We start from the raw sequence: 16,797 nt of genomic DNA, 5'->3' as shown, positions 1-16,797 counted from the left end.
GGCCGCGGCCAGCGGGAGCGGCGGGGGCGGCGCGGGCTCGGCGACGGGTCGATCCAGCCAGGTCGTGACCGCGACGCCGAGCAGCGCCAGCACCGCCGCGTGCACCAACCCGATCCGCCCCGCGCGTCCGGGGTCGATTCTGGCGCGCAGCACGGAATCGGGCAGCCACCTCTGCAAGTGCCTGCGCATTCCGGCGAACTGCCCGTGGGACGGTTCACGGGCGGAATGCCTACCGGTGGAATCGGGTCCGGCGCGCGATTCCGGTTCGCCCGCCACATCGGGTGGATCGGTGATTTCGTCGTCGGACGGGCGGAACCGGAGCGCTCGCCCGGTGCCCGCACCGTCGCGCTCCGCCTGCTGCTTCAACGCCAGCAGGCGGCTGCGCGGGGTGTCGTCGGGGGCGGCGGAATCGTCGAGGATGCCGCGGAAGAGAGTGGGGACGGCCATGAATTCGACGGTAAGAACGGACGCCGACTTCGACCAGCCCCGAGTTCGACATCTGTGGATGGATCGCCGACCTGTGGACAACTCGGCGCAATTCATCACGAACAGGCGACGGAGAATTCCCCCGAAAGGAATCGAATCCGAATTCGCCTACTGGAAATTCAACCCGCGAGCCGCCAGCCACCGGGCAGCACCACGGCCCCGAGCGCACCGGGACCGATGTGCGCCCCCACCACCGGCCCCACCTCGGAGACCACGCAGTCCAGCGCGACCGAAGCCTGGCGCCGCAACTGCTCGGCCAACCGCTCCGCCCACTCCGGGGCGTCCAAGTGGTGGATCGCCACTGACAGCGAACCCGACTCCGCCCCCCGGGCCACCAGGTCGAGCAGGCGGGCGTGCGCGCGAGCCGTCGTCCGCACCTTCTCCAGCAGCTCCACGCGGCCCTCGTGGACGTGCAGCAGCGGTTTGATGGCCAGCGCCGTGCCCAGCACCGCCGCCGCGGCACCGATCCGGCCACCGCGGCGCAGGTGTTCCAAGGTCTGCACGGAGAACAACGTGCGGGTCCGCTGCGCGATCAAGGCCGCCCGGCTCTCCACCGCCGACAGCCCGGCTCCGGCCCGGGCGCTGTCCGCCGCGCCCAGCGCCGCGAACCCCAGCCCCATCGCCGCGGACCGCGAGTCGACCACCCGGATCCGATTCGGATCGACCTCGCGCGCCGCCAGCCGGGCCGCGTCCCAGGTACCCGACAACCGGCGGGACAGGTGCACCGACACGACACCGTCCGCGCCGTCCTCCAGCGCTTCCCGGTAGGCGGTGGCGAACTCGCCGACGCTCGCACCGGACGTGGTCACGCGCTCCTTGCGATCCCAGGCGGCCGTCAACCGGCCCGAGTCGAACTCGTGCTCCGGGATCGAATCGGCGCCCTGCACGCTCACGTGCAGCGGGACCACCCGGAGCGCGTGCCGCTGCGCGAAACCCGCGGGCAGGTACGCGGTCGAATCGGTGACGACGGCTACGGACACGCGCGCAACCCTAACCAGGAGCGGTGCTCAGGCGGGGACACCACCGTTGTACGTGGTCAGCCGCCACCGGTCGGTCCCGGTGCGGCGCGTCAGCACCACCCAGTGGCAGTTGGAGATCCCGCCGAGGCTCGGCCACAACTCCACCGGCAGCTCCAGCATCCGGGCGGTGAGCCCGGTGATGAGGCCGCCGTGCGCGCAGACCAGCGCGGTCTCCTGGTAGGTGGTGTCCAGCTCCGACACGACCTCGAAGGCCCGCTCCGCCACCTCGACGCGGGACTCGCCGCCCGGTGGGGACCAGGTGGCGTCCGAGCGCCACACGGCCATCGAGCCCGGCCAGCCGTGCTCCACCTCGGCGCCGCTGAGCCCCTGCCACTCGCCCAGGTGCGTCTCCCGCAACCGCTTGTCCTGGCGCACCGGCATCCCGGAGAGCTCGGTGAACGCGGCCGCGGTGGCGCTCGCGCGACGCAGGTCCGACCCGACCGCGACCTCCGGTTCGAAGGCCGCGACGACCGGGGCGGCCCGCTGCGCCTGCGCGATGCCCGCGTCGGTCAGGGAGGTGTCCAGGTGCCCCTGGATGCGGCCGGCGGCGTTGTAGTCCGTCTCGCCGTGCCGCCAGAGCACCAGGCGAGCCAAGCTCACTCGTCGCCGTCCCGCTGCTCGGCGCTGTCCACGAAGTCGATCCGCGGGCAGTCCTTCCACAGCCGTTCCAGCTCGTAGACGGCGCGTTCCTCGGTGTGCTGCACGTGCACGACCACGTCGACGAAGTCGAGCAGCACCCAGCGCCCCTCGCGGGCGCCTTCGCGCCGCACCGGCTTGGTGCCCGCGGCGCGCATCTTCTCCTCGACGTTCTCCACGATCGAATCGACCTGGCGCTCGTTCGCCGCCGAGGCGATCACGAAGCAGTCGGTGATGACCAGCTGCTCGGAGACATCGAGCAGCACGAGATCGCTCGCCTTCTTGTCGGCCGCGGCCTGCGCCGCGACCAGGGCCAGCCTGCGGGCTTCCTCAGTGGCTGCCACGTCTCTCCTCTCAGGCGGGCACGGTTCCGCCCACGCGACCCAGGATAGCCAGCGCGTGCACGCCTCCCGCGACCCGCCGGGGTCGGACGGCGGAACGGGAAAACCGGTTGCCGCCGATCGGATGCTGGAACGGTGCGAGGAGGCGAGATGCGGATACGTCCGGCACGGCAGGACGACGAGCGGGCGCTGGCGCGGATCGTGCGCGCCGCGTGGACCCCGGAATCGTCCGTGTTCCCCCGACCCGCCGCCGACGCCCCGTTCTTCCGCGCGCCGGTCGTCCCGGAGAACGTGCTCGTGGCGCTCGCCGCGGACGAACCGATCGGCTTGATCAAGCTCGTGCCGATGGCGACCGCCCAGCCCGGGCTCGGCGCGGCCGCCGCGCACGTGCAGCAGATCTACGGCCTGTCCGTGGTTCCGGAGCACCAGGGCCGCCGGGCCGGGACCGAGCTCCTCGGGGCCGCTCGCGCGGAGGCGGTCGCCCGGGGCGCGCGCCGCATCACCCTGCGGGTGCTCGGCGGCAATCCGCGGGCGCAGCGGTTGTACGAGCGGCTCGGCTACCGGGTCGAGGGCGTCGAGCGCGAGCAGTTCCTCCTGGGCGGGACCTACGTCGACGACGTCCTGCTCGCCTTGGACCTGACCTGACGGCCACCCCGCGCAGTCGGGGCGGCGCACCGAATCCGGTGCTCGAGCGCGTACCGCTGCCGACAGCCCACCGGCCGAGCGCCCGGCACGGTCTTGACGGCGGCGAAGTGGTTCCACTACGGCCGCACGAGGGCTCCGGACCGCTACGTTGGCTTGCGTGACTCCGGAGCGGACGCCGCCACTCGAACCGGCGATATCGGCGGACGTCCACGGTCTCCACCGGCTTCGGCGAGAGCTCGAGGACTGGCTCCAGGCGAAGGACGTCGACCAGTGGCAACCCGGCGAAGTGAGCCCGCACGACATCGCGTCCCAGATCGCGCGACACGAGTGGTACGTCCTGCGAGACGCCGATCTCGGTCTCGTCGCCGCCTTGCGGATCCTCCGTGCCGACCCGGCCTTCTGGGGCGACGACCCCACGCCGGCCGTCTACGTCCACGGCCTCATGGTGAGTCGGCGGAAAGCGGGACACGGGCTCGGTTCTTCGTTGTTGCGCTGGGCCGGTGATCGAGGTCGGGCGAGTCGGGCTCGGTTCCTGCGGCTGGACTGCGACGAGTCGAACGAGGTCCTCCGCGCCTTCTACCGCGACCTCGGTTTCCGCGAGGTGGGACGCCGCGATTTCACCGACGGGCAGTTCAGCGTCACCCTGTTCCAGAAGGTGCTCTGACCGCGCCGGGGACGGCTCCCGGTCTGAGTTGTACCGAGGTCGTACCGGCTGCTCACGGCCCCCACTCCGGTGCGGGTCCGGCGTCGTCGGGGCGGTAGAGGCCGCGCTTGGTGATGTACTGGACGATCCCGTCGGGGACGAGGTACCAGACCGGCAGTCCGGCGTGGACGCGTTGGCGGCAGCCCGTGGAGGAGATCGCCATCGCCGGGATCTCCACCAGCGACACCGACCCCTGCGGCAGGTGCGCGTCGTCGAGCGAGTAGCCGGGACGGGTGACGCCGATGAAGTGGGCGAGCTCGAACAGCTCCTCCACCCGGTGCCAGGACAGGATCTGCTCCAGCGCGTCGGCGCCGGTGATGAAGTACAGCTCGGCATCCGGGTACAGCGCGCGCAGGTCGCTGAGGGTGTCGGCGGTGTAGGTGGGGCCGCTGCGGTCCACGTCCACCCGGCTCACCGAGAACCGCGGGTTGGAGGCGGTGGCGACCACCGTCATCAGGTAGCGGTCCTCGGCGGGGCTGACCGCCTCGTGACCCTTCTGCCACGGCTGACCGGTCGGCACGAAGATCACTTGTTCGAGGCCGAACTGGGCCTGCACTTCACTGGCCGCTACGAGGTGGCCGTGGTGGATCGGGTCGAAGGTGCCACCCATGACCCCGATACGGCGCCGACGAGACATGACTGCAGACCCTAAACGAGCGACGCCCCGACCAGCCCCGATGAACGTCGTGACGGTGACCGATCCCACCCCGGGGACGGGTCACCGGCGGACTCAGCCCGCGGGCCGCACGTGCCCGTCGCCGTACACGAGCCACTTGGTGGAGGTCAGCTCCGGCAGCCCCATCGGGCCGCGCGCGTGCAGCTTCTGGGTGGAGATGCCGATCTCGGCGCCCATCCCGAACTCGGCGCCGTCGGTGAACGCGGTCGAGGCGTTGACCATGACGGCCGCCGAGTCGACGCGGGCGGTGAAGGACCGGGCCGCGCGCACGTCGTCGGTCACGATCGCCTCGGTGTGCCCGGAGCCGTGCGCGCGGATGTGCTCGGTGGCGGCCTGCAACGAGTCGACGACGGCGGCGGCGATGTCCAGCGAGCCGTACTCGGTGTCCCAGTCGGAGTCCTCGGCGGCGAGGACGCCGGAACCACCGAGCCGGGCGACCTCCTCGTCGCCGTGCACGGTGACGCCCGCGGCGCGCAGTTCGGCGACGGCGCGGGGCACGAACTCGGCGGCGATGTCCCGGTGCACCAGCAGCGTCTCGGCCGCGTTGCACACGCTGGGACGGCGGGCCTTGGAGTTCAGCAGGATGCGCAGCGCGGTGTCGATGTCGGCGCGCGCGTCGACGTAGACGTGGCAGTTGCCGACGCCGGTCTCGATGGTGGGCACGGTGGACTGCTCGACGACCGTGGAGATCAGCCCGGCGCCGCCGCGCGGGATCACCACGTCGACCAGCCCCCGCGCGGTGATCAGGTGCCGCACCGAGGCGCGGTCGTGGCTGGGCAGCAGCTGGATCGCGTCCGCGGGCAGCCCCTGCTCGACGAGGACGTCGCGCAGCACCCCGACGAGCGCGGTGTTCGAGCGCTCGGCGGAGGCCGATCCGCGCAGCAGCACCGCGTTCCCGGACTTCGCGGTGAGCCCGGCCGCGTCCACGGTCACGTTGGGCCTGCCCTCGTAGACGATGCCGACGACGCCCAGCGGCACCCGGACCTGCTGCAGCTGCAGCCCGTTGGCGAGCACGCTGCCGCGCACCACCTCACCGGTCGGGTCGGGCAGCCCGGCGACGGTGCGCAGGCCGTCGGCGATGCTCGCGACGCGATCGTCGGTCAGGCGCAGCCGGTCGATCAGCCCGGCGGCGGTGCCGTTCTCCTCGGCCCGCGCGACGTCGAGCTCGTTCGCCGCCAAGATCTCCGGGGCCCGTTCGACCAGCGCGTCGGCCATGGCGCGCAGTGCGGAGTCCTTGGCGCCGCGCGGCAGCAGGGCCAGTTCCGCGGCGGCGTCGCGGGCGGCGCGGGCCGCCGCGCGCACCTGCTCGCGGAGCTCGTCGCCGGAGGCCTGCGCGTGCTGGTCGGTGGAGGCATCGATGCTCGTCGTCACGCACCCCAGCCTAGTGGGGCGGCGCAACGGAGTTCCGCTGGTGAGGAACCGGCGGGCGGTGCCGGGCGCGTCGGGGCCGTCCGGTAGGAATCGTGGCGTGGACGAACAAGCCCTGCGGGAACTCGCCGACGAACGGCTCCGCGCGCTGGCCGGTCCGGACGCCGTGCTGCGCGACGACCAGTGGCGCGCCATCGAAGCGCTCGTGCTGCACCGCCGCCGCGCGCTCGTGGTGCAGCGCACCGGCTGGGGCAAGTCGGCGGTGTACTTCCTGGCCACGGCGCTGCTGCGCGAACTCGGCGAAGGCCCCACGGTGATCGTCTCGCCGCTGCTGGCGCTGATGCGCAACCAGGTCGAAGCCGCCGAGGCCGCCGGGGTCCGCGCCGCCAGCATCAACTCGGCGAACCCGCAGGCGTGGCAGGCCATCGAGGAGCAGATCGCCGTCGGCGACGTGGACGTGCTGCTGGTGAGCCCCGAACGGCTGAACAACCCGGATTTCCGGGACACCGTGCTGCCCGAGCTGACGCACAGCGCGGGCCTGCTCGTGGTGGACGAGGCGCACTGCATCTCCGACTGGGGCCACGACTTCCGTCCGGACTACCGCAGGTTGCGAACGCTGCTGGGCGAGCTCCCCGAGGGCGTGCCGGTGCTGGCCACCACCGCCACCGCCAACGACCGCGTCGTGCAGGACGTGTCCGAGCAGCTCGGCGTCGGCGGCGAGTTCAGCGACCCGCAGGAGACGCTGGTGCTGCGCGGCACCCTCGACCGGGAGAGCCTGCGGCTCGGCGTGGTGGAGCTGCCGACGGCGCAGGCGCGGCTGGCGTGGCTGGCGAGCAACCTCGGCGAGCTCACCGGTTCCGGGATCATCTACACGCTCACCGTCGCGGCGCCCGAGGAGGTCGCCGGCTACCTGCGCGACCAGGGTTTCGAGGTGGCGTCCTACTCGGGCCGCACCGACCCGGAGGAGCGGCAGCGCGCCGAGGAGGACCTGCTGGCGAACCGGGTGAAGGCGCTGGTCGCCACCTCGGCGCTGGGCATGGGCTTCGACAAGCCCGACCTGGGGTTCGTGGTGCACCTGGGGGCGCCGTCCTCGCCGATCGCCTACTACCAGCAGATCGGGCGGGCCGGCCGCGGCGTGCGGCGGGCGGAGGCGCTGCTGCTGCCCGGCCCGGAGGACCAGGAGATCTGGCGCTACTTCGCATCACTGGCGTTCCCACCGGAGGCCACGGTGCGCGCCATCCTCGCCGCGCTCACCGAAGCAGGCACGTTGTCCACGGCCGCGCTGGAGCCCCGCGTCGACCTGGGCCGCTCCCGGCTGGAGATGGTGCTCAAGGTCCTCGACGTGGACGGCGCGGTGCGCCGGGTCAAGGGCGGTTGGGAGGCGACCGGCGAGCTGTGGACCTACGAGGCGGAGCGCTACGGGCGGATCGCCGCGGAACGCGCCGCCGAGCAGCAGGCCATGCTGGACTACCTCGCCACCCCGGACTGCCGGATGGAGTTCCTGCGCCGCCAGCTCGACGACCCGCACGCGCAACCGTGCGGCCGCTGCGACAACTGCACCGGGCAGCGCCACTCCGCCGAGGTCGACGAGCAGGTGGTGCAGCGGGCGACCGAACGGCTGCACCGGCCCGGCGTGGAGCTGGAACCGCGCAAGATGTGGCCCACCGGGATGGACGCGCTGGGCGTGCCCGTGTCGGGGCGGCTACCCGCGGCCGAACGCGCCGAGCAGGGCCGGGCCGTCGGCAGGCTGACCGACATCGGCTGGGGAAACCGGCTGCGCGAGCTGCTGGGCAACGGCGTCCCGGACCAGGAGCTGCCGGAGGACCTGTTCCAGGCGTGCGTGCAGGTGCTCGCCGCGTGGAAGTGGGAGCAGCGGCCGGTCGGCGTGGTCTCCGTCGGCTCGAACAGCAGGCCGCTGCTGGTGCGCAGCCTCGCGCAGCGCATCGCCACCATCGGCAGGCTGCCGCTGCTCGGCGAGGTCGCCACCAACCCGGACAGCACGCCGCGGCGGGGCAACAGCGCGCAGCGCGTCGGCACGCTCCGCGGCCAGTTCAAGATCCCCGACGAGCTCGCGTCGCGGATCGCCGAGCTGGACGGCCCGGTGCTGCTGATGGACGACTACGCCGACACCGGCTGGACCGCGGCGATCGTGGCCCGCACGCTGCGGCTCGCGGGCGCCCCCGCGGTGCTGCCGTTCACCCTCGCCTCGACGGGCTGACCGCGGTTCCCGGGAGCTGGGAAGGGTTCCCAACCGGGCACGGACCGCCATAGTGTGACGCGGTCTGTGCGGGGGAGGCTGCGGATGGTGACGTCGAGGTCGGAGGTGCCGGAGCGGCACCGGCTTCCGGTGCGCAAGCTGGTCGCGGCCAGCATCGGCAATGCGATCGAGTGGTACGACTGGACGATCTACAGCGCGTTCAGCGTGTACTTCGCGAGCCGCTTCTTCCCCGGTGAGCTGGCGCTGGTGAACACGCTGGCGACGTTCGCGCTGGCGTTCTTCTTCCGCCCGCTCGGCGGCTGGCTGCTGGGCCGGTTCGCCGACCTGCGCGGGCGCAAGACGGCGATGCTGCTGACGATCGCGCTGATGGCGGGCGGCTCGCTGCTGATCGGGCTGCTGCCCACCTTCGACCTGATCGGCTGGGGCGCACCGGTGCTGCTGGTGCTCGCGCGCATCGGGCAGGGGCTGTCGCTGGGTGGTGAGGTCTCGAACGCCTCCGCCTACCTGGCCGAGATCGCCCCGGCGAGCAGGCGCGGCCGGTACTCGTCGTTCTTCTACATCTCCACCGGGGCGGCGCTGCTGGTGGCCTCGCTGCTGGGGTACCTGCTGACCTCGGTGCTGACCGAGCAGCAGCTGACCGCGTTCGGCTGGCGCATCCCGTTCGTCATCGGCGGGGTGCTCGGCCTGATCGGCATCTGGTTGCGGCGGTCGCTGGAGGAGACCGAGCAGTTCGCCGACAACCGGGAGAAGGCGCGGGCGCTGCGTAGTCCACTGTGGACGACGCTGCGGCTGCACCCCCAGGCCGTGGGCATGCTCATCGGGTTCAGCATGCTCTCCACGCTCTGCTACTACACGTTCTTCAGCGCGCTCACCCCGTTCGCCGTGGACACCCGGCACGCGGACGCGACGGACGTGTTCCTCGCGCTGTCGGTGGCGACGGTGCTGTTCATCGCGCTGCAGTACCCGATGGGGGCGCTCTCCGACCGGTTCGGCCGCAAGCCGCAGCTGCTGGTGTGGTCGGCCGCGACGGCGGTGCTGATCGTGCCGCTGTCCGCGCTGGTCGGGCCGGGACTCGGCGGGCTGCTGGTGGTGTTCTGCGTCGGCGTCGGGCTCTACTCGGCGATGACCTCGATCGCCCCGGCGATCATGTCGGAGCTCTTCCCGACGGAGCTGCGCGGCCTCGGCATCGGCGCTTGGTACAACCTGACCGTCGCGGTGTTCGGCGGGACGGCGCCCCTGGTGATCCAGGCGTTCGCCGCGTTCGGCGCGGAGGCGCTGTTCTTCTGGTACATCGCGGCCGCGGCCGTCATCGCGTTCTTCGTGATCTTGGCGCTGCCGGAGACCCGGGGCAGCGAACTGCGCTAGCGCAGCGGCACCAGGTCGTCGGCGTGCACCACTTCGCGGCGCTGCTCGGCGGGCAGCTCGTGGCTGGACCGGCCGACGAGCTCCGGGAGTTCCGCCGCGTCGTAGGCGACGACGCCGCGGGCCACCACGGCTCCGGCCGGGTCGACGAGCTCCACCACGTCACCGCCGTCGAACGCGCCCTCCACCGAGGTGATCCCCGCGGCCAGCAGCGAGCGGCGCCGCCGCACCACGGCCGCGACCGCGCCGTCGTCGAGCCACAACCTGCCGCGCGCCCCCGCCGCGTGCGCCAGCCAGAAGCGCCGGGCGGAGAGCCTGCTGCCGGTGGTGGCGAACGCGGTGCCCACGTCGGCGGCGCCGAGGGCCCGTGCGGCCTGCGCCGCCGAGGTCAGCAGCACCGGGATGCCCGCGGTGCACGCGACCCGCGCGGCCTCCACCTTCGAGGCCATGCCACCGGTGCCCACCCCGGAACCCGAGGCGCCGGCGTCCACCCCGGCCAGGTCGGCGGCGCTGGTGACCTCGCGGATCGCCGACGCCCCACCGCCGCGCGGATCCCCGTCGTACAGGGCGTCCACATCGGACAGCAGCAGCAGCGCGTCGGCGCCGACCAGGTGCGAGACCAGCGCGGCCAGCCGGTCGTTGTCGCCGAACCGGATCTCCGCGGTGGCCACCGTGTCGTTCTCGTTCACCACCGGCACCACGCCGAGGGTGAGCAGCCGGTTCAACGTGCGCTGCGCGTTGCGGTAGTGCGCGCGCCGCACCACGTCGTCGGCGGTGAGCAGCACCTGCCCCACGGTGCGGCGGTAGCGGGCGAAGGACTCGGCGTAGGCGTGCGCCAGCGCCTGCTGCCCCACGCTGGCCGCGGCCTGCTTGGTGGCCAGGTCGCGCGGACGGCGGCGCAGCCCCAGCGGGGCGATGCCCGCGGCGATGGCACCGGAGGACACCACCACGACCTGGCAGCCGGTGGCGACGCGCGCTTCCACCGCGTCCACCAGGGCCGCGAGCCGCGCCTGGTCCAGCGCTCCCCGGCCGGTGGTCAACGAGGACGAGCCGACCTTGACGACGATGCGGTGCGCCGCCGCGATCGAGTCGCGGGTCGGCGAGGACTGCACCGCGCCGGTCACTCGTCCTCCTCGGCTCCCCCGGCGTAGCCGCCTTCCGCGTCGAGGTTCCCGCGGCGGGCCTTCTTCGCCGCCTTCCGGTCGGCCGCGCCGATCCGGTCGGTCGCGTCCAGGCGCGAGTCGGTGCCGCGGCCGGTGAGCACGGCCGCGACCCCCGCCGGGGTGGACGGCTCCCAGTCGAACGTGACGCCGCCGATGGTGACCTGGCTGCCCGGTTCGGCACCGGCCTTGCCGAGCGCCTCCTCCACGCCGAGCTTCGCGAGCCGGTCGGCGAGGAAGCCCACCGCCTCGTCGTTGTCGAACGCGGTCTGGCGCACCCAGCGCTCCGGCTTCTCGCCGCGCACGACGAACGCCTCGTCGTCCTCCGGGTCGGTCTCCACGGTGAAACCGCTGTCGCCGATGGCGCGCGGGCGCACCACGACCCGGGCCGGCTCCGGTTCGGGCAGCGAAGCCCGGTAGCGCTCGACCTCCTCGGCCATCGCGAACGACAGCTCACGGAGACCTTCGTGGCTGGCCGCCGACACCTCGAACACGCGCAGGCCGCGGGACTCCAGGTCGGGACGGATCAGCTCGGCCAGCTCGCGGGCCTCCGGCACGTCCACCTTGTTCAGCACCACCAGCCGCGGCCGGTCGCCGAGGTCGCCGTGCTCGCCCTGCAGCGCGGGCGTGTACCGGGCCAGCTCTTCTTCCAGCGCGTCGATGTCGGACAGCGGGTCGCGTCCCGGCTCCAGCGTCGCGCAGTCCACCACGTGCACCAGCACCGCGCACCGCTCGATGTGCCGCAGGAAGTCCAGGCCGAGCCCGCGCCCGTCGCTGGCGCCGGGGATCAGGCCGGGGACGTCGGCGACGGTGAACACGGTCTCGCCCGCGGTGACCACGCCGAGGTTCGGCGCCAGCGTGGTGAACGGGTAGTCCGCGATCTTCGGCTTGGCCGCGGAGACCACCGAGATCAGCGAGGACTTGCCCGCGGACGGGAAGCCGAGCAGCCCCACGTCGGCGACGGACTTCAGCTCCAGCACCAGGTCCTGCTCGTCCCCCGGCTCACCGAGCAGCGCGAACCCGGGCGCCTTGCGCGCCTTCGAGGCCAGCGCCGCGTTGCCCAGCCCGCCGCGGCCGCCTTCGGCCGCGATGAACGTGGTGCCCGGCCCGACCAGGTCGGCCAGCACCTCACCGCTCTCGGTGAGCACGACCGTGCCGTCCGGGACGGGCAGCACCAGGTCTTCGCCGATGGCGCCGTTGCGCAGGCTGCCGCGCCCCTGCTTGCCGCTGGCCGCGGTCGCGTGCGGGCGGTGGTGGAAGTCCAGGAGCGTGTGCACGCCGGGGTCGACGACGAGCCGCACGTCGCCGCCGCGGCCGCCGTTGCCGCCGTCGGGGCCGCCGAGCGGTTTGAACTTCTCCCGGTGGACCGAGGCGCAGCCATTGCCCCCATCGCCAGCGGCGATGTGGATGGTCACGCGGTCAACGAACCGCGACACGAGTCCCTCCAGGTGCGGGGAGTGCTGACATTCGATGCGTTCCGCGAACGCGAACGAGGGGCGGGCCGGTGCAGAGACCGGACCCGCCCCTCGTCGGGAACTGCTGGTGCCGAGAGCCGGGTCAGACGACCTCGGCCGGCACGATGTTGACGGTCTTGCGACCGCGCTTGCTGCCGAACTCGACCTCACCGGCCGACAGCGCGAACAGCGTGTCGTCCTTGCCGCGGCCGACGTTCAGGCCGGGGTGGAACTTGGTGCCGCGCTGCCGAAGCAGGATCTCACCGGCCTTGACGACCTGGCCGCCGTAGCGCTTGACCCCGAGGTACTGGGGGTTCGAGTCGCGGCCGTTGCGAGAGCTGGAAGCGCCCTTCTTGTGTGCCATGACTACTCAGGTCCTCACTTGGTGATGCCGGTGACCTCAACGCGGGTCAACTTCTGACGGTGACCCTGGCGCTTCTGGTATCCGGTCTTGTTCTTGAACTTGTGGATGCGGATCTTGGGGCCCTTGGTCTGCTCGACCAGCTTCCCGGTCACCGAAACCTTCGCCAGTGCGTCGGCGTCGGCGGTGACGTCGGTGCCGTCGACGACCAGAACAGCCGGGAAGGTGACCTCGGTGCCGGAGTCGCCTTCGAGCTTCTCGACCTCGACGACGTCCCCGACCGCCACTTTGTACTGCTTGCCGCCGGTCTTGACGATCGCGTACATGAGTCGGAAGTCTCCTGCTACTCGGTTCGCTTGGTTCACCCGTTGACGCCCTCTCCGGCGAACCGGAGTTCCTACCGCCCGGCCGAGCCGGGCTTCGGGGGGTTCCTGCGTCGCGACCCTCGTCCCCACGAGGGGCACACCGGGTTCTACAGGCGTTTTGCCTCTCCGCCCGTCCGGCGGCGAGAAGTGCTCACACAGCATACAGACCACCCGGTGGCGCCCGACCACGAGGGGTCGGAGCAGCCGCGAGCGGGCAGGACGACAGCGTATGCCAGGCCGGATCCGGCCCGACGCGCACCCCCGGAACGGCCCGTCGGACGTGGCGAACGGCGCACCGATCAATGCGGGCGAAGGCCCCGGAACCCGCCGGACCGCTTGCTACGGTGGGTCGCCGTTCTACCGTGACATGGGGAAATTCGCGTGACCGAGATCGCAGCCGAGTCCGTTCCGGGGCGCGACGAGCACACCGAATCCGAGGGCCGGGACGACCTGCCGCGCGACCGCTTCCGGCGGCTGCGCGAAGGTCCGCTCGGGCCCCGGTTGCTGCTGCTGTCGGCCCTCGTACCGCCGCTGATGATGCTGCGGGAGGTGCTGCGCGCGCCCCAGCTGCACTTCTACGACTACTGGTGGGTCCTGCTGGACATCACCGGCGAGGACGGCTCGCTGCGGCCGGAGGCGCTGTTCGGCTTCCGCAACGAGCACCCGTTCGTGCTGCCGAGCCTGCTGTTCTGGCTCAGCGCCCGGTTCGGGCACGGGCTCAACCACCCGCTGGGGCTGGTGGTGCTGGCGTTCGGCGTGGGCTGCGTGCTGCTGGTGCTGGCGATGCTGCCCGCCTCGCTGAGCCGGTGGCAGCGCGCGGCGCTGGTGGTGGCGACCTCGACGCTGGTGTTCAACCCGCACGGCATCCACAACTTCGTGCGCTCGATGAGCGGCGCCTCGTGGATCTTGGCGATGCTGCTGGTGCTGGGCGCGCTGCTGGCGATGCAGCGGGGGCGGCTGCTGCCCGCGGTGGTGCTGGGGCTGCTGGCCTCCATCAGCTACGGCACCTCGTTCGCGGTGTGGCCGGCGCTATCGGTGGTCGGCTGGATGCGCGGGGAGCGGCGCGGCCGCGTCGCCACCCCGATGGTCGTCGGCGTGCTCGTGGTCGCCACCTGGCTGCTGCTGCGCGGCCCGCAGGGCGGCGGCGGTTCCTCCCCCACCGACGATCCGGCGCAGGCCCTGCTGGCCGGGCTGAGCATGCTCGGCATGGTGTGGACCGGCACCGAGCCGTCGCTGGCGCTGGTCGCCGGGGTCGCGGGGCTCGCGGTGCTGGCCCTGCACCTGCCCGGCTGCCTGCGCCCGGAGCACCGCGCGGCCAGCGCGCCCTGGTGGGGCCTCGCCGTGTACGCCGCGGGCTGCGCAGTGATGATCTCCGGTTCGCGGGCCGCGTTCGGCGAGTCCGCCGGGTTGCAGAGCCGGTACAACAGCATGACCGCGGCGCTGTGGATCGCGGTGCTGGTCATCGCCGTCGCCTGGGCGCGGTGGCCCGGAGTCCGGTCGATCGCGGTGTTCACCACCGTGCTCAGCACCGTCGCGCTGGGCGCGCCGATGGCGCAGGCGGTGCGCGAGGACGCGCCGAACCAGGACCTGCTGGCGGTCGCCGCGAAGGTCGGCACGACCGACGCGTTCACCGACCGCTTCCCCTCCCCCGAGCGGCTGCTGCCGCGGCTGCGGGCGCTCGGGCACTACCCGTTCTCCGACGAGTTCACCCTCGGCTGCGGCGACGACGTCGAGATCGGGACCCGGGTCAACACCGCGGACTGGCGGGTGCCCAGCATCGGCAGCTACCGGGAACCGCGGCCCGCCGGCTGGGACGTCGTCCTCAACGTGGAGACCGACCAGGTGCAGGGCGGCGCCCGGATGCTCAAGGGCTGGGCGATCTCCGGCATCGAACGCGCCCGCTGCGTCGCCGTCCTCGACCAGCGGGGCGAGGTCGTCGGCGGCGGTGTGGTCGACATCCCGCGCTCCGACGCCGAGAGCCAGACCCCCGGCATCGAGATCGGCCTCGGTTACCGCGCGGTGGTCCCCGCCGACACCGCCGGGCCGCTGCGCGTCGCGTTCCGCTTCCCCGACGGCTGGTGGATCCGCCCGCTCACCGAACAGCCGGAGGTGGTGTCGTGACCGAGCCCGCCGCGACCGTCGAGGTGTCCCTGCTGACCCCGGCGAAGGACGAGGCCGAGAGCCTGCCGAGGCTGTTCGCCGAGATCACCGCAGTGATGGACGCCCAGCAGCGCAGCTGGGAGCTGGTCGTCGTCGACGACGGCAGCTCGGACGGCAGCTGGCGGGTCATCACCGAGCACGCGGCCGCCGACCCGCGGATCCGCGGCCTGCGGATGCGGCGGAACTTCGGCAAGGCCGCCGCGCTCGCCGCCGGGGTCGCCGAGGTGCGCGGGCGGCTGCTGGTCACCCTCGACGCCGACCTGCAGGACGACCCGGCCGAGGTGCCGCGGCTGCTCGCCGAACTCGACGCGGGCGCCGACCTGGTCAGCGGGCACAAGGCGCAGCGCAAGGACCCGCTGGGCAAGCGGCTGCCGTCGAAGTTCTTCAACTGGATGACCGGGGTCATCACCGGGCTGCGGCTGTCCGACCACAACTGCGGGCTCAAAGCGGCCCGCACCGAGGTGTACCGGCGGGTACCGCTGTACGGCGAGCTGCACCGCTACATCCCGGCGCTGGCCCACCAGCTCGGCTACCGGGTGCGGGAGCTGCCGGTGCACCACCGGGCCCGCGAGCACGGCACGTCGAAGTACGGGCTGGAGCGCTACGTCCGCGGCGCGCTGGACCTGCTGACCGTGGTGGCGCTGACCCGCTACGGGCGGCGGCCCGCGCACCTGTTCGGCGGGCTGGGCATGGCCGCGGGCTCGGCGGGGACGCTGATCCTGCTGTACCTGACCGGGGTGTGGGTGTTCACCGAGCAGTCGATCGGGACGCGGCCGCTGCTGACGCTGGGCATCCTGCTGGAGATCTTCGCGGTGCAGATGATCTCCACCGGGCTGCTCGCGGAGCTGGTGCTGCACCGCACCGGGCGCGACGCGGACGTCACCGACCTGGTCGCCGAGGACACTCGCTGACCCTGTTGTGCGGTGCTCAGGTGGCGGGTGGTCGTTCTGCGTGCGTGGTCGGCGGCTCAGCGGCTTCGCCGCTGACAGGAAACAGCCCAGGCCCGCGTGCGCCTCGGCTGCTGGGAAATCGAGGGGACGGGGTGGGGGCCTGCGCCTAGCATCGGGCCCCATGCTCACCGATGCGGACCTCGAACTGGTGCGGCGGGCCACCGCCGTGCTCGACCGCGCCACGCTCGACGACGGCCACCAGGTGTCGGCCGCCGCCTACGACGAGCGGGGCGCGGTGTTCACCGGGATGAACGTCTCGCACTTCACCGGCGGCCCGTGCGCGGAACCCGTCGTGATCGGCCAGGCCGCCGCCTCCGGGTCCGCACCGCTGACGACGGTGGTCGCGGTCCTGGCGACCGGCAGGCAGGTCATCCCGCCCTGCGGCCGGTGCAGGCAGCAGCTGTTCGACTACTTCCCGCGGTCGCGGGCGATCATCCGCGGCAAGAACGGGCTGGAAGCGGTCCCGATCACCGACCTGCTGCCGTTCCCCTACGACTACCGGAACTACGAACCGGGCGGGCCGGCCCCGGAACTGCACGTGTGGGACCGCTACCTGGACGCGGTCCGGGACGGCGGCAAGCGCAGCACCGTGCGGGTGCACGATCCGGTGCGCCCCGGCCCGGTGCGGCTGGTGTTCGAGCACGCGGACGGATCGGTGACGACGTTGGCGGCCGAGGTGACCGGAGTGGAGCGCAAGCCCGCGGACGCGCTGACCGACGAGGACGCGGTGCTGGACGGCTTCGCCGACCTGGCCGAGCTGCGGGCCGCGCTGGCGAGGCACTACCCCGGGCTGGCCGGGTCCGCCGAAGTCGACGTGGTGCGGTTCGAACCCGCCTGGTGACCGCCTGCCGCCGACGCGGAGGGCGGGGCGGTGCAACGACCGCGGGCGGGGC

General features: G+C 72.7%; 16 protein-coding genes and 1 pseudogene. 7 read left to right on the top strand and 10 right to left on the bottom strand.

The features are described 5' to 3' along the window. From LCD31_RS25075 to rsfS, 4 genes and pseudogenes are all read right to left on the bottom strand, one after another. Positions 1 to 447: pseudogene (locus LCD31_RS25075) on the bottom strand (hypothetical protein); the annotation flags it as partial. A 158-nt stretch (positions 448 to 605) separates the two neighbouring features. Then, positions 606 to 1,466 (bottom strand): DegV family protein, encoded by an 861-nt coding sequence (locus LCD31_RS25070; RefSeq protein ID WP_224961951.1) that lies wholly within the window; start codon positions 1,464 to 1,466, stop codon positions 606 to 608. Between the two features lie 27 nt (positions 1,467 to 1,493). Next, the gene (locus tag LCD31_RS25065; protein ID WP_224961949.1) at positions 1,494 to 2,105 is read right to left on the bottom strand and encodes a histidine phosphatase family protein; all 612 of its coding nucleotides are present in this window, start codon (positions 2,103 to 2,105) and stop codon (positions 1,494 to 1,496) included. Further along, positions 2,102 to 2,485, bottom strand: a complete 384-nt coding sequence (gene rsfS, locus LCD31_RS25060) for a ribosome silencing factor (RefSeq protein ID WP_224961947.1) — start codon at positions 2,483 to 2,485, stop codon at positions 2,102 to 2,104. The genes LCD31_RS25065 and rsfS overlap by 4 nt, the downstream gene beginning before the upstream one ends. 147 nt (positions 2,486 to 2,632) lie before the next feature. On the opposite strand from rsfS, the gene LCD31_RS25055 reads away from it, so the two are divergent. Together LCD31_RS25055 and LCD31_RS25050 are read left to right on the top strand one after the other, a co-directional pair. Continuing rightward, on the top strand, positions 2,633 to 3,127 hold the full coding sequence (locus LCD31_RS25055; RefSeq protein WP_224961944.1) for a GNAT family N-acetyltransferase: 495 nt from the start codon (positions 2,633 to 2,635) through the stop codon (positions 3,125 to 3,127). A gap of 157 nt (positions 3,128 to 3,284) precedes the next feature. Next, on the top strand, positions 3,285 to 3,791 hold the full coding sequence (locus LCD31_RS25050; protein ID WP_224961942.1) for a GNAT family N-acetyltransferase: 507 nt from the start codon (positions 3,285 to 3,287) through the stop codon (positions 3,789 to 3,791). A gap of 52 nt (positions 3,792 to 3,843) precedes the next feature. Here LCD31_RS25050 and nadD read toward each other — a convergent pair whose 3' ends face one another. Together nadD and LCD31_RS25040 are read right to left on the bottom strand one after the other, a co-directional pair. Then, positions 3,844 to 4,467 carry a nicotinate-nucleotide adenylyltransferase gene (nadD, locus tag LCD31_RS25045; protein WP_224961940.1) on the bottom strand — a complete coding sequence of 208 codons (624 nt, stop codon included), beginning with the start codon at positions 4,465 to 4,467 and terminating at the stop codon, positions 3,844 to 3,846. Between the two features lie 93 nt (positions 4,468 to 4,560). Continuing rightward, positions 4,561 to 5,877 carry a glutamate-5-semialdehyde dehydrogenase gene (locus LCD31_RS25040; RefSeq protein ID WP_374108123.1) on the bottom strand — a complete coding sequence of 439 codons (1,317 nt, stop codon included), beginning with the start codon at positions 5,875 to 5,877 and terminating at the stop codon, positions 4,561 to 4,563. Between the two features lie 97 nt (positions 5,878 to 5,974). Here LCD31_RS25040 and LCD31_RS25035 point away from each other — a divergent pair, with 97 nt between their 5' ends. Together LCD31_RS25035 and LCD31_RS25030 are read left to right on the top strand one after the other, a co-directional pair. Further along, positions 5,975 to 8,092 carry an ATP-dependent DNA helicase RecQ gene (locus LCD31_RS25035; RefSeq protein ID WP_224961938.1) on the top strand — a complete coding sequence of 706 codons (2,118 nt, stop codon included), beginning with the start codon at positions 5,975 to 5,977 and terminating at the stop codon, positions 8,090 to 8,092. An 84-nt stretch (positions 8,093 to 8,176) separates the two neighbouring features. Next, positions 8,177 to 9,457, top strand: coding sequence for an MFS transporter (locus LCD31_RS25030; RefSeq protein WP_224961936.1), 1,281 nt, complete (start codon positions 8,177 to 8,179; stop codon positions 9,455 to 9,457). On the opposite strand, the gene proB is transcribed toward LCD31_RS25030, so the two are convergent. The 4 genes from proB to rplU all read right to left on the bottom strand — a co-directional run bounded on the left by proB (position 9,454) and on the right by rplU (position 12,755). After that, entirely contained in the window at positions 9,454 to 10,578 is a 1,125-nt protein-coding gene (gene proB / locus LCD31_RS25025; protein ID WP_224961933.1) for a glutamate 5-kinase, read from the bottom strand. The two genes, LCD31_RS25030 and proB, sit on opposite strands and share 4 nt — an antisense overlap. After that, a complete protein-coding gene (gene obgE, locus LCD31_RS25020) occupies positions 10,575 to 12,062 on the bottom strand; it encodes a GTPase ObgE (protein WP_224961953.1) in 1,488 nt (495 codons plus the stop codon). Before obgE ends, proB begins: the two co-directional genes overlap by 4 nt. A gap of 109 nt (positions 12,063 to 12,171) precedes the next feature. Next, positions 12,172 to 12,432, bottom strand: a complete 261-nt coding sequence (gene rpmA, locus LCD31_RS25015) for a 50S ribosomal protein L27 (protein ID WP_224961931.1) — start codon at positions 12,430 to 12,432, stop codon at positions 12,172 to 12,174. Positions 12,433 to 12,446: 14 nt separating this feature from the next. Further along, on the bottom strand, positions 12,447 to 12,755 hold the full coding sequence (gene rplU, locus LCD31_RS25010) for a 50S ribosomal protein L21 (protein WP_224961929.1): 309 nt from the start codon (positions 12,753 to 12,755) through the stop codon (positions 12,447 to 12,449). Between the two features lie 420 nt (positions 12,756 to 13,175). On the opposite strand from rplU, the gene LCD31_RS25005 reads away from it, so the two are divergent. The 3 genes from LCD31_RS25005 to LCD31_RS24995 all read left to right on the top strand — a co-directional run bounded on the left by LCD31_RS25005 (position 13,176) and on the right by LCD31_RS24995 (position 16,745). Further along, positions 13,176 to 14,915, top strand: coding sequence for a hypothetical protein (locus LCD31_RS25005; RefSeq protein ID WP_224961927.1), 1,740 nt, complete (start codon positions 13,176 to 13,178; stop codon positions 14,913 to 14,915). Next, entirely contained in the window at positions 14,912 to 15,865 is a 954-nt protein-coding gene (locus LCD31_RS25000; protein ID WP_224961925.1) for a glycosyltransferase family 2 protein, read from the top strand. The genes LCD31_RS25005 and LCD31_RS25000 overlap by 4 nt, the downstream gene beginning before the upstream one ends. 160 nt (positions 15,866 to 16,025) lie before the next feature. Beyond that, positions 16,026 to 16,745 carry an ASCH domain-containing protein gene (locus LCD31_RS24995; protein ID WP_224961923.1) on the top strand — a complete coding sequence of 240 codons (720 nt, stop codon included), beginning with the start codon at positions 16,026 to 16,028 and terminating at the stop codon, positions 16,743 to 16,745. Positions 16,746 to 16,797: the final 52 nt, after the last annotated feature.

Source organism: Saccharopolyspora sp. 6M (assembly GCF_020176775.1).
Taxonomy (GTDB): domain Bacteria; phylum Actinomycetota; class Actinomycetes; order Mycobacteriales; family Pseudonocardiaceae; genus Saccharopolyspora_C; species Saccharopolyspora_C gregorii.
The sequence above is the reverse complement of the archived record's forward strand: the minus strand, read 5'-3'. Positions and strand labels throughout refer to the sequence as shown.